At 51.2% G+C, this 12,921-nt stretch carries 11 protein-coding genes; 8 read left to right on the plus strand and 3 right to left on the minus strand.

Annotated elements, in window-relative coordinates; genetic code table 11:
• Positions 1-49 precede the first annotated feature (49 nt).
• The 4 genes from P159_RS0108620 to P159_RS0108635 all read left to right on the plus strand — a co-directional run bounded on the left by P159_RS0108620 (position 50) and on the right by P159_RS0108635 (position 5,506).
• Positions 50-2,248: a SpoIIE family protein phosphatase gene (locus P159_RS0108620; protein WP_029543238.1), complete on the plus strand. Its 2,199-nt coding sequence runs from the start codon at positions 50-52 to the stop codon at positions 2,246-2,248.
• 18 nt (positions 2,249-2,266) lie between these two features.
• Positions 2,267-4,420, plus strand: a complete 2,154-nt coding sequence (locus tag P159_RS19380; protein ID WP_029543239.1) for a SpoIIE family protein phosphatase — start codon at positions 2,267-2,269, stop codon at positions 4,418-4,420.
• A gap of 70 nt (positions 4,421-4,490) precedes the next feature.
• Positions 4,491-4,889 carry a hypothetical protein gene (locus P159_RS0108630; RefSeq protein WP_029543240.1) on the plus strand — a complete coding sequence of 133 codons (399 nt, stop codon included), beginning with the start codon at positions 4,491-4,493 and terminating at the stop codon, positions 4,887-4,889.
• A 53-nt stretch (positions 4,890-4,942) separates the two neighbouring features.
• The gene (locus tag P159_RS0108635; protein ID WP_318253548.1) at positions 4,943-5,506 is read left to right on the plus strand and encodes a sugar O-acetyltransferase; all 564 of its coding nucleotides are present in this window, start codon (positions 4,943-4,945) and stop codon (positions 5,504-5,506) included.
• A gap of 70 nt (positions 5,507-5,576) precedes the next feature.
• Here P159_RS0108635 and P159_RS0108640 read toward each other — a convergent pair whose 3' ends face one another.
• Positions 5,577-7,016, minus strand: a complete 1,440-nt coding sequence (locus P159_RS0108640) for a protein O-GlcNAcase (protein WP_185753681.1) — start codon at positions 7,014-7,016, stop codon at positions 5,577-5,579.
• Between the two features lie 310 nt (positions 7,017-7,326).
• Positions 7,327-8,172, minus strand: coding sequence for an acetolactate decarboxylase (budA, locus tag P159_RS0108650; protein ID WP_029543249.1), 846 nt, complete (start codon positions 8,170-8,172; stop codon positions 7,327-7,329).
• A gap of 671 nt (positions 8,173-8,843) precedes the next feature.
• On the opposite strand from budA, the gene P159_RS0108655 reads away from it, so the two are divergent.
• On the plus strand, positions 8,844-10,076 hold the full coding sequence (locus P159_RS0108655) for a dicarboxylate/amino acid:cation symporter (protein ID WP_029543251.1): 1,233 nt from the start codon (positions 8,844-8,846) through the stop codon (positions 10,074-10,076).
• A 265-nt stretch (positions 10,077-10,341) separates the two neighbouring features.
• Here P159_RS0108655 and P159_RS21005 read toward each other — a convergent pair whose 3' ends face one another.
• The gene (locus P159_RS21005) at positions 10,342-10,659 is read right to left on the minus strand and encodes a hypothetical protein (protein WP_221174087.1); all 318 of its coding nucleotides are present in this window, start codon (positions 10,657-10,659) and stop codon (positions 10,342-10,344) included.
• A gap of 41 nt (positions 10,660-10,700) precedes the next feature.
• Here P159_RS21005 and P159_RS20615 point away from each other — a divergent pair, with 41 nt between their 5' ends.
• From P159_RS20615 to P159_RS20620, 3 genes are all read left to right on the plus strand, one after another.
• Positions 10,701-10,892 (plus strand): hypothetical protein, encoded by a 192-nt coding sequence (locus P159_RS20615; protein WP_185753682.1) that lies wholly within the window; start codon positions 10,701-10,703, stop codon positions 10,890-10,892.
• Between the two features lie 58 nt (positions 10,893-10,950).
• A complete protein-coding gene (locus tag P159_RS0108665; RefSeq protein WP_029543254.1) occupies positions 10,951-11,814 on the plus strand; it encodes a hypothetical protein in 864 nt (287 codons plus the stop codon).
• A gap of 180 nt (positions 11,815-11,994) precedes the next feature.
• Positions 11,995-12,153, plus strand: coding sequence for a hypothetical protein (locus P159_RS20620; RefSeq protein WP_185753683.1), 159 nt, complete (start codon positions 11,995-11,997; stop codon positions 12,151-12,153).
• The last annotated feature ends 768 nt before the right edge of the window (positions 12,154-12,921 follow it).

A 12,921-nucleotide genomic window follows, 5' to 3' on the forward strand; every position in this document is an offset into this window, starting at 1 on the left:
TGGATGGGCAACGCACCGCGTATGCGGCGGAATGGAGTGGCTGACATTGATGAAGACGGGGAAAATGGATATCGGCAGACGCATGCTGCTCACGTTTCTGGCAGTGGCATTCCTGGCACTTTTTTTCATCGGCTTGCTTTTCCTTCGCGGTTTTTGGGCGATATGGGAGAATACGCAAGAGGACGGTGCACATCTTTCGGAAGCCTCCCTGGCCTTTGCAGAGGACATGGCGATGAGTCGAACGCGGGAGCTGCTCGAAAAGACTGCAGCCGATAAGGCGCAGCAGGTGGAACTGGCTCTGGAGGTTCTCCGTGAGGACACCCAGTACATGGCCGATGCCATGACAAGCATCCTGACCCATCCGGAGAGGCATAAGCCAAGGCAGCTCCCCATGTATACCCCAGAACTTATGGCCTCCGGCCGGGCATACCTTCTTGTCACCCCCGCAGTCAGGGAGGATTGCGGCAGCGAGGAAGCCAGAGAAGCCGTCCTCCTCTCTGCCAATGGCGTCGATACATTGGAAGAGATGGGGTATTTTTATGCTGGCTACCAGACATCCATATATTATGCCTCGAAATATGGCCATTTCATTGGCATGATGATGCTGGCGGAGGGTGAAGAATATGCTCCTTTGGTCACATACGGCGATGATTACAATCCCAGGCAGCGCCCGTGGTATCAGCGCGTTGTCGAGACCAGAGCACCGGGGTTCACCGATGTGTACATGGCGGTGGATGGCTTCCCGGAAATCACCTGCTCCGCCCCGTATTACGATGCAAATGGCCTGGCCGGGGTTGCTGGGATTGACATAAGTCTGGATGCGCTGTATGACATTGTTTCAGATACCACCCTTGGCCGGTCGAACATCAATTTTGCCCTCACTTCCAAAGGGGAAATCTTGTTCTCCTCGGAGAAGGAGGGAGCGCTGGCCGTCGGCGATGGCCGGCGGAATCTGTGCAAGGCATCGGACGAGGGCCTGGCACGGGCGGCAGCGGACATGGCAAAGGGGGCAAGCGGCACGGCCCTGGTGGAACTCGATGGGGAGGAATATTATCTTGCCTATGCCCCCATACCCTCCGAAGGCTGGAGTCTCGGCACCATGCTGAAAAAGTCGGAGGTGCTGGAGCCAGTGACGGACATGGAAAGCGAGCTGTCGGCACGGGCGGAGGGCTTCGACGAATCCATGCGCTCGCTGTTCATAGCGAACCTTTTGAAAATCATCCCTGTTCTCATGGTCATGTGCGCCCTGTTTGTCTATAAAAGCCGCCTTGCAGCACAGCATTTCGCCCGTCCCTTTTTGGCATTGGCAGAGGGCGTAGGGGAGATTGCCAAGGGAAACTTTGACAAGAAGATAGACATAAAAACCGGCGATGAAATCGAGATGCTTGCGGATGCCATCCATGGCATGGCGGCAAAGCTCAAGGAACATGCGGCAAACCTGGAGACGGTCACGGCGGAGAAGCAGCGGGTCGCTACGGAGCTTTCTCTGGCGCAGGGCATCCAGGAAAGCATGCTGCCAAAGATTTTCCCAAAGTTCTCGGGCAATCCCCACTATGACCTTTCGGCCAGCATGAAGGCTGCCGAAGAAGTGGGCGGGAATTTTTACGACTTTTATATGATAGATGATGAGCACATGGCGCTGACGGTGGCGGGGGTATCCGGAAAGGGCGTTCCGGCAGCCCTGTTCATGGTGGCGGCAAAGGCCATGCTGAAAAACGATGCCCTGGCGGCAGCGATGGAACGCGGCCCGGGCAAAGCTGATTGGGCGAAGGTCATGAGCCGGGTGAACTGCCAGATATGCGAGAACAACGATTACACGATGTTCATGACCGTTTTCTTCGCTGTGCTGAACCTGGCGACGGGGGAGCTCATCTGCGTGAATGGAGGCCACACTCCGCCCTTCCTTGGGCGCGCATCGGCAGGAAATACCGAATGGCAGCCGCTCCGGGATGAGGGAAAGAAATACGTTGTAGGCATCTTCGAAGAGGCGGAATATGCGGAAAAGCGGCTGAGGCTGCACCCGGGCGACCTGCTGTTTCTCTGCACGGAGGGAGTAGCCGGGGCCATGGGCGCGGACGGAAGCCCCTATACAAAAAAACGTCTGCAGGAAACCCTGTGCCGCACAGGTACGGCGGATATCAGCATGGAAAAGCTGCTTGCTTCTGTGCAGGCAGATATCGACCGTCATGTGGGAGGCGCCGGGCAGCGGGATGACCTCACGATGCTGGCCATCCGTTTCCTGGGGTGAGTGGGAGTGGATCAATCAGTGCTGAAGAAGATGAATATCTATCGCCGCTTTTTGCTGTATTTGTTATCGGCAGGGCTTCTCTCTTTCCTTGCCTTGAGCGCTGTTTTCCTTTGGAGCCTGTACGATGCCAATCAAAAAGCGGTACAAAACGGCAGGGATATGGGAACTGCCGTCGAAACCACCATAGCGGGCATGGATGCCTATTTTGCCAAGCAGCAGCTGCTCCTTTTCGCTCAGGGCAAGGCGCAGTTCATGGATTCCGAGCTTCGTACTTTTGGGGCAGATACGCAGCATATCGCCATGGAAATGGAGCGGCTCCTGTCCGCTGCGGGACAGTACAGGCCAAGAGAGCTGAAACGTGCGGGAACCCAGCCGGTCATGCCGGGAGAAGCGTGCATCTACTACTCGCCGGAGATACGCAGCCAGGAGGCAGAAAACGCGCTTCGGGGCGAAATCGGCATCGCCTCCGGCATTGCCGATATTTTGGAGAACACGGCAGGATTCTATGCGGCGGAGGGATGTGAAGGATGGTTTGCCGTGGCTTCGGAAAAGGGATATTATATCACCGTCAATATCTCGCCCAGGTACCGGGAATATGTGGAATTCAGCCCGGAATTTCTTGCTGGTTACGTTCCGAAAGATGCTCCCTGGTATCGGGACGCTGCCGGAACGGGCAAGCTTGCCATCAGCGATGCCTTTGTGGACAAGAACAGAGGCTTGCCGTTCCTTTCGATTTCCATGCCATATCGCGATGGAGAGGGATTTGCCGGAGTAGCGACCATCAGCCTCAGCGTCCAGTCCATGTACGAGTTCATCGTGAATAGCACCAGGGGTGGATCCGGCATCAGTTTTGCCGTCAATGGCAAAGGCGATGTGATGCTTTCCTCCCTCTCCGGCAGACAGGATTCCCCCCAAGACCGGGAAGCCATGCTTGCGGCAGCGGCACGCAGCGTGCTCAGCAGCAAGAGCCAGGCAGTCAAGACAAGCCTGAACGGAGAAAACTATTATCTTGCTTCTGTGCCGCTTCCTTCTGTAGGCTGGAAATTTGTCACGCTGGTCAAGGAGGCACAGACCGCATCTGCGGCAAGGGAGGCACGAAGCAGGGTGGAGGCGCAGAAGGAAGCCTTTGCCTCGGCAATGGATGCCTTTTTCCGGGACAAGCTGTGGGAAATGGCGCTGCTGCTGCCCGTGATTCTGGCAATCCTGGCACTGCTCAGCAGGATGGAGGCCAAGCGATTTTCAAGGCCCGTCCTTGCGCTGACGGATGGCGTCAAAACCATAGCAGAGGGCAATCTCGACCATAGGCTTGAGATTCGGACGGGGGACGAGATCGAGGCGTTTTCGGACTCCGTCAACCGCATGACGGCAGACCTCAAGGAATACATGGCAGCTGTTTCCGCAGCTGCGGCGGAAAAGCAGAGCATCGCGACGGAGCTTTCCCTGGCGCAGGAAATTCAGGAAGGGCTGCTGCCGAGGGTGTTTCCCCAAGCTTCGGACAGCAACCGCTTTGAGCTTTTCGCCACCATGGAGGCTGCCAAGATAGTGGGCGGGGATTTTTATGACTTCTACCTGCTGGACGAACAGCATCTGGCCGTTACCATTGCCGATGTGTCCGACAAGGGCATACCTGCGGCCCTGTTCATGATGTGCAGCAAGACCATCCTCAAAAACATTGCCCTGACAGGTGTCGGGGCAATGGGTTATGACGCTGTCATGAACCTGGCTAACAGGCAGCTTTGCGAGGACAATGATGAGATGATGTTCGTGACGGTGTTCTTCGGGGTGCTGGATCTTGAAACGGGGGAGCTTGCCTACGTGAACGCCGGCCACAATCCGCCCCTCCTGTGCCATGGGGGAGAGTTTACCTATCTGCGCATGGAGCAAAAGAGCAGCATGCTGGGGGCGGTGGAAGATGAGGTCTACCTCGAGCACCGTTTGACCCTGGCGCCGGGGGATATGCTCTTCCTATACACGGACGGGGTGACGGAGGCGATGGATGCCCAAGGGAAACAGTATTCGGAAAGGCGGCTTTGCGAAACGCTGAACGCTTGCAAGGAAAAGAATGTGAAGGAAATCCTGGCCTGTGTGCGTGAGGACATGGCAGCCCACGTTGGGGAGGCGGAGCAGTCCGACGACATCACCATGCTGGGGGTGAGGTTCTTGGGAGTATGAACGCTCTGCTCGCCGATATTATGGATGGGCAACGCACCGCGTATGCGGCGAAATGGAGTGGCAGACATTGATGAAAAAGAAAAATATAGACTGCCGAGGCATGCTGCTGGTGTTTCTCGCAGCAGCGATCCTCATATTCGCTCATTGCTCTCCGGCTGCGGCGGCAGAAGCCATTGTTCTTGGGGATGAGCGCACGGATGAATACATGCCTTTGCTGGATGGCAAGCGTATTGCTCTCTTTGCCAATCATTCAGCCATGGTGAAAGGCGAACACCTTCTGGAATTGCTCCTGAGGAATGGGGAGCATGTGACGGTTCTCTACACTCCGGAGCATGGCATTCCCTATGTCCGTGAGGCCATTCGCGCCGGTAAGAGCGCCCGAGAAATACGTTACATGTGGCGCCGCGATGTAGCATCATTTATCGAAAAAAGCAAGCCGTATCTTCTCTATGAGCGAAAGGAGAGATGAAGGCTTTTGCTCGATAAGTTTTTACTGGAATCGATGGATTAGGAGGGATTTTTGTGACAGAAGCGGAAAAACTGGATGCGGGGCTTGAATACGATTTCACGGAGCGGGAAGTGCGCGGACGAAAGTTCCGTGCTGTCAAGGGGTGCCAGAAGCTCAACGGCATAGACATGACAGAAACGGCGGCAAGGGAGGCTGCAATTCGGGAACTTTTCGGAAGTGCGGGAAAAAGCCCGGTGGTTCTTCCCACCTTTCATTGCGACAATGGGGGAAACATTCATGTCGGGAACAATTTCTTTGCCAATTATAATGTGACTATCCTCGACAATAGAGAAGTACGAATCGGAGATAATGTGATGATAGGACCGCATACGCTTATTGCCACAGTGGGGCACCCGTTGTCCCCGGCAAAGCGTCGTATGCACTGTGCCATAGCAAAGCCTATTCGTATAGGCAATGATGTGTGGATTGGCGGTAATGTGACGATTATGCCGGGGCTTACTATTGGGAATAACGTGGTTATCGCGGCTGGGGCTGTCGTCACTAAAGATGTGCCGAATAATTCATTGGTGGCTGGAGTCCCAGCCCAAAAAATCCGTGACTTGGAAAATGACGTTTAGATGAGAATCGGCCATGCCCTGGAACATATCTAGGGCATGGCCGCGTTTTTCAAAAGATTTCTTCTGTGCGTTATTTTTTTCCGTTCTCGTATACACTGTCCGCGTATTTTATGACCTCATCCAGAAATGCTTTTGCCGCCTTATCGGAAATCAATGCCTTTTTTTCCGCTTTCAGTATGGCACGGTGTCTTTTTTTCAAGGCAGAAAGCTGTTTTTTTGCCTCTTTCCCATCACCATCACGGATGCTTTTCATCAGATGAAGCGCGATTTGATCCGCCTTGGCAATCCGCTCCATCTGCTGCAGCTGCGGACGGCATTCGCTGAGTTGATTTTCCGGGAGTTCCTGCAGCAATCGCCGGGAAGCCTGCTGCAATTCCGAAATCTGTTTTTGCACATCATCCCAATCCTTGTCTGCGGATGCCCCTTCCGGCCAAGATTTCCATAGGGCGTCCATTGCGGCGCGCAACTTCCCCCCGTCCGGTCTTCCGACGTTTGCCCAACTGTTTTCGAGGTGTTGGGACTGTCCGGCAAAACACATCATATCCTCGGACAGTTTGCCGTATTGAGCCTTAATTGCTCGTTCCCAGGAGGCTTGCGGCTCATAATGATCTGGGTCATTTGCGTAGTCGGCACCGGTCGCTAGGGCGATTTTTGAGAGTTCCTCATATTTCATGGGATTGAAAAAAATCGCCGGGATTTCTGAGCTTCGGGGAAGACGCTCCACAGGCCCCAAAGCGAGTTTCTGCTCCATATAGTCCGTCACGGGGTAGTTCCACCAGATGCCGAGATGTCTTCCGTAGACATTGTCTGCCTGTGCAAGCTGCTCTTCCGATATCCCGGGGCAAACAACGCCATCCCCGGTATACAACACCAAAACGTCCTTGCGGATGTTTTGGGAAAACTCCTCGGTATAGGGTTTCACCCGGCCGCCTTTGTCCACCATATTCTCCCGATAATACTCCGTCGGCACCGTAATAAGAGGCGAAACTCCATCATGCCGCTTGACGAAATGCTCATCAAGCCAGTTCAGAAGCTCTGCCTGCCCTTTGCCATCGGATTCCTTGAGATCAATGTCATCAAAAAAGATGGCAAAATCCCGCACGCCGATCGCATAAACGGACTCAAGTTTTTCCAGCAGCACCTTCTTGTCGTGCTGTCCGCGAAGAATCGTATAATGGAAGTCCAGTCCCGGTGATACGGCAAAGATAAACTTCACCCGGTTTTCCCGTGCTTTTTCCACCAGTGAGGCAAGCTCTTTCAGTTTCTTTTTCGGATAGGGCTCTCTCCACTTATCTCGATGGTACGGATCATCTTTGGGGGCGTAGATGTAGGCATTGAGCCCATGTTCCCCGCAAAATCCGAGGATGTCCATGCGGTCGGTCGTTGTCCAGGGAGTCCCGTAAAAACCCTCCACGATCCCCCTGAGGGGAATTGCTTCCGCAAATGCTGCCGCAGGAGACGCCATCAACCCTGCGAGCAAAAGACCCGTCATTGCTTTTTTCCAAGCCACTTCTCTCCACCCTTTCTACCAAGAATTGCCGTTCAATCTCCATGTACACACCCTTCCTCCATTTCAAAGGACTCCTCACCTTCAGGTGGCGTATGTATCGAGCCGGCTTTGATACACCCGGGAGTCAAAGGTGCCGGTCACCTCTGCAGCCTCGCCAGGGGCCGGGCCCCGGACAAGAGCAGCCAGCCTGTCAGCAGGCCGCAAAGCAATCTTTTCGTCAGTTTTTCCTGTGCATCATTCGTTCCTCCAACCTTCAGCCTTCACACCGTCAAAGCGGCAGAGAATTATCCCAGGGAAAATCCACCTGTTTTCAATTATCTCCCTGCAATTTTCCCTTGGTATCCTGCTCTGCGCTTCTGATGTCTTCCTTCATGTCCTTGGCCAGATTGAGTTCATGGAACTTCTTGTCATCATGCAGGATCAGGGTGAACTTGTCCGTCTGGTCAAGATATGCCGTGGCGTTTTGCAGAGAAAGCTCCAGGATATGTCCGCCCTTCTTTTTGTCAGCCGAAAGGAAATGGAAATGCCAGCCGACAGAGTTGAGTTCTCCCATATAGCTGGGGCAGTACAGGCCCACCAAGGTGCCCTTGATGTTTTGCTCGGTAAACTCCGTCTGCTTGCCTTTCAGCGCCTCTACCAGGGTGGGATAAGGTTCCTGGCTGCCGTATTCGCTGCGAAACAGGATAGAGGAGAATTCGGCGGGGAGTTTCACCATGTAAAAGCTGTTGGCGCCGTGCTGCCGAACAGCCTCGTTCAAGGCGTTCTCCAAAGCCGCCTTATCCTTGACATTTTCCAGCTTGACGGCAATATCCTTATCAAAAAAAGTCACATTGGAAAAGGGGATAATCGTTTCGTCGGGGCACACAATCACGCGCCCATCCCCCAAGGCCTGATAAACAGTGCCGTCTAGCACGATCATCTCGCCGTTTAGCCCCTCGAAAGTTCCAATCCCCGTATCGCCAAAGGTGCGGAGCTGCCCGGCCGTAACCGTGCCGCCGAAGTATCCCTGCGCCAGAGACTGCAAGAGCGCCACCTGGGCAATGCTCTCCCGGTCTGCCCTAGCAGCATAAGCAGACGAGGCCCCCATCCCTGCGCCGATTGCCACCGTACCGGCCAAAACAGCTGCCATAAGTTTCTTTTTGAAGTCAAATTTCATGTCTATCATTCTCCTTGCATAGCAAACCTCAAAAGCTGTATCACGCCCACATATTCGACTTTGATGAAGTAAAATCCTCCTTGCATAGCAAACCTCAAAAGCTGTATCATGCCCACATATTCGACTTTGATGAAGTAAAATCCTGTCTGCGCCCCATTTCCCTGCCGCCATGCAGTTTGTTCATGGCATCATAAAATAAAAGAGCGCAAGGAAAAAGGCGATTGGCAGACCGCCTGATTCCTTGCGCTCAAAATTGTTGTATTTTGCCGCCCTCACTTATAGAAGCGAGGGACCTCTTGTACTCGTTATGATGGAAAGGGTCAGGTTTTTGAACCCTCCACAATGTGGATGATGCGGTCAAAGTTCGTCATCTCAAAGACTTCCATCACCGTTTCCTGGGGATAGAGCATTTTTAGTTTAGCAGGAATTACGGCTATGAGCGAAGAATATAAATAGCTTTAAGAAGATATGATGTAAAGCTGGGTGAGCGTATTATGAGCAGAAAATTCACTTTTGATTTTATACAAAAATTTCATAGCCCCATTTGTGTGAACGCTTTTCTGAAGGGACTGGACGAAAACGGCATTTCCTATAATTTTCAAGATGGGGTATTGGAGGAACCTTCGAATATGAGGGATATATCATCGTTATGCTGAAAGGAGGAATTTTGCTTGCAAGACAAACAACAACCCAAATATAGTTTATCTACCAAAATTTTGCTTTCGTTACTACTGGCCTTGATATTGGGCTTTATAGCGGATCCCGCTTGTCTGCCTTTCGTAAATCAGTGGATCGCTCCTTTGGGAATTATGTTTATAAATCTCATCAAAATGATGATTGTTCCCTTGATATTTTCATCTATCATAGCCGCTGTGACCAGTTTGCATGAGCCGCAAAAATTAAAACGCATAGGACTCTCCACAATCGGTCTTTACCTTCTTACAACACTCGCAGCCATCGCTATAGGTCTATTCGTGGCAAATATCATAAAACCGGGAATCGGCGTTTCACTCCCGGGAGATGCGCAAATATCCGAAAAATCAGCGCCTGCCCTTATGGATACATTGGTAGGTCTTATCCCGGCAAATCCGGTGGCGGCTATGGCAAACGGGGAAATATTGCCACTCATCGTTTTTTCGTTGTTTTTAGGTATGAGTATCTTAAAAATGGGAGGCGAGAAGGGGAAGCTCCTTGCAAATTTCTTTGCGGCTTGCGCCGAAACATCCTATACATTGATAGGGATTATAATGAAATTTACACCTATAGGAGTTTTCGCTCTGCTTTTTCCCATCATTGTGCAAAGCGGCGTTGACATTGTCCTGCCGCTTATATCGCTTATCGGCTCCGTAGCGCTTGGCTGTCTTTTGCATGGACTCGTTACTTACGGAGCGTTGCTCAAATTTTTGGGTAAAATGAGTCCGCTTAGATTTTTCAGAAACATATTTGAAGCCATGACGGTTGCCTTTACCACCGTGTCCAGTGCAGCCACGCTTCCAATCAATATGAAAAACTGTCAGGACAATTTGAAGCTTCGTCCCGAAATCGTCAGCTTCGTTTTGCCTCTGGGCGCCAATATCAATATGGACGGCACAGCGATATACATCGGAGTAAGTACGATTTTTGCGGCAAACTTATATGGAGTAGATTTTTCTTGGGGGCAAATGCTTATCATAGTTTTAACCGGCACCCTAGGTTCCATTGGCGCTGCCGGCGTACCTGGGGCAGCCGTTATCATGCTGGCTACTGTTTTGCAGTCGGTGGGGTTGCCTCTTGAAGCGATTGCCATTATTGCCGGCGTGGATCGCTTCACGGATATGTTTGCCACCTGCCTTAATATAACAGGCGACGCTACCGTAGCCGCCGTCATAAACGAAAATGAGAACAGGCGGGAGATTATGCCATGAATTTATGGTAAACGACAGTAAATTACGAGGAGTGGCGATTAGATTGGCACTACGACAGGGATACGAGTCCTAATGGCGGAAGGCGGGATTTGCTGGTCAGTGAAAGCATACGGCTTATAAGACACTTCCCAATCAAAAGGATTCGCAGATAGTGATTGTGAACGGAGCAGCTTATGCAATGCTGATGGAACGACCTTCTTACAGGATATTTTAGAGAGCAGATATTGAAATTCTTCACCGAATCTTCTCGAAGTCAGGTTCGAATTTATCCTGCAAATTCACAGCCACCAGGTCCGCAGACCATGCCATTTAGGGATCCCGTTGCTGTTTTTTCTTCCGCAAGGATTTTCTCGATGGCTTCCTTCAGTATGGCTGTCGGCTGCGCTCCTGAAGCCGTATATTTCTCGTTGATAAGGAAATCAGAACCACCCGTTGGACGGGTGGTTCTGATTCTTTGTCGCCTTGCAGTATCGACAGGACGACCTTGGTCTTGAATTCGGCTGTGTACTTTTTTCTTGGCATGAATATGACCTCCATTTTGTTCGGTTATTATATCATGCACTCTTAAAATACGAAAAGGCACACCGTATCAGTTCGCTGGGTTGCGCCCTTTCCCAGACTGCCATGGATGAAGCTACCGAAAAACTATCCCAAACTTATCAGGATATTCGTACCGAAATGCTGAATATCATCGATTCTGGTGATGCTGAATACATTTTCGTATTATCAAAAGCATTGTTTGGCTGTTCTCTGGCGGGGAAAAGTCTTTCGGAAACCAAGGAATTGCTGTATCCGCATGTAACGGAAGAAAATTGAGAATAAAGTATCGTTATCAACAAGATGCTACACTAGGACTGATGAGGGGGCTTTGACTATGAAATTAGATCTGTCACTTTTGGTGCAGTTGCAAAGCGCGGCTGAATATTTGCAGCATTGTTATGAGATTCCGCAAACTTTGCCGCAGCTTCCTCTGCCCGATGAGTCTTTCGTTACTCAGTGGCAGGAGGCCAGGGGAAAGGCAGTGCTTGATTTTATGGGGGAAATTTTTTCTCTGCCGGTTGCTGCTTTCCCGTGGGAGCAGGAGGATTTTCTCAAGATTTCCTTTGTCCAGACATTGGGAGGGAGATTGCCAGTGATTGCCACGGGAAGTCATGAGGATTTCCGCGTGATGGAGGCCTTGTTGAATGGTCGGGAGGAGAGGAGCAATCTGCCCCTGACAGTCAATGCTTTTACCATCAAAGCGAAGGCGGAGAAGATTTCCCGTCAATGTGTCCTGCTCCTGAATCGTGCTCCCTACAGCAATATTCCTGCCACCCGATTGGGTCTTGGGGAGGAGGAATGGCTGGATCGCTCCTATCGTCTGCGTGCTGCCCATGAATGTGCCCATTATGAAACTTTGCGCCTTTTTGGCAGCATGAAGAACAATGCTCTGGATGAAATTCTGGCAGATGCCATGGGGCAGTTGGCCGCATTTGGTGATTTCAGTGCCGACCGACAGAGGCTTTTCTTTGGCCTGACCAAGGGAGAGGAAAGCTGCACGGGACGGCTTTCTTTCTACACGAAAAAGGTCCTGCCAGAGGAGCGGGGACAGGTCTACCAGGCCGTGGATCAGGTGCTGGATATCATAGAAGCTGATGTGAAGGAGTTGCTTTCCCAAAAGGCTGGCAATTGGGAACTGCTGACAGGAATAGCTGGAAAGAGCATCGCGTCAAGGCTGGCAACTGCAGGCAGTCATTGAAACAACAATCAAGCGGACGCAGGCCACCTGCCGGTAGCGGAGGTCTGCTGAGATGAGGGGGTCAATTCGGACGAAGGATTAAGGAGGTCAATCCTAACGGTTTCGATTTCATGCTGGACGAGCAGGGAAGAGTGATTTTTTGCCATCACATCGAGTCCGATGATGACAAGGTTTTAACTGATGGCAGCCATGAGACGGGGCAGCCTGTATACTGAAAATATTTCCAGGATCAAGCGGAAGGATGTAAGCGCCTATTTCGGTGAGGCAGAACAATCCGACGACATCACCATGCTGGGACTGAAGTTTTTTGGGGTCCCATTGGCTGAACTGAATGAATAGAGTTGGCATAAAGCCTAAATGTTGTAAAGTACTGTTCTTTTAAGTACAAAAATTAATGTCGTTTACTATAGATTGGGGATTTGTTGGAGAGGAAATTTTCTAAAAATGAAAGACAGATGAGAAAAAATTTTTTTGTGTGAACAAATGTGAAAATTGTGCTTGACAGGAGCACATTTGCAATGTATTATGTACATTGTTCGTGGACATTTCCTGAACATTCGTTGAAAGACAAATGTATCAGGCACATGTGCCCGTGAAACAAAAAAGAGAAAGGATAGTGCGTGGATGATAAATGGGGTGGAATGCACCTGGTTTGGCTGTTCGAAGTGCGGCAAGGTGCAACATCATTGCATTTCGACCAATTCCGTGATTGTGTGCAACCATTGTCATAATAAATACTATGCGTTTGTGGAGAAAGGCATAGTCCTGCTTGTCCCTGCCACGAAGGGCATGGATAAGCTGTATGCTAAGGCTTGTGAGGCTTTGACAGGACAAAAAATTGCTGGATAGTGCCTATCTTTCATGTTTTGAAAACTAAATAGCAGTGAGGCTTTTGATGGACTAGTCGAACCGCCGGTGGCAGCCATGCCGGATGAGCGGACGGACAGCATCTCTAGCCAAGAGTTTGTCAACGAGGCTGTACTCATAGAAGTGAGAGAAGAGCCCGGCAAAACATTTATTTACCGAGAAGACAGGAGACAGTTGAACTGTATCCCTGTGTTTCCTGATAGGGATTTCCCGGTAAGACTAAATGTTTTGCCGGGCTTT

This window comes from Selenomonas sp. AB3002 (assembly GCF_000702545.1).
Taxonomy (GTDB): Bacteria; Bacillota; Negativicutes; order Selenomonadales; family Selenomonadaceae; genus Selenomonas_B; species Selenomonas_B ruminantium_A.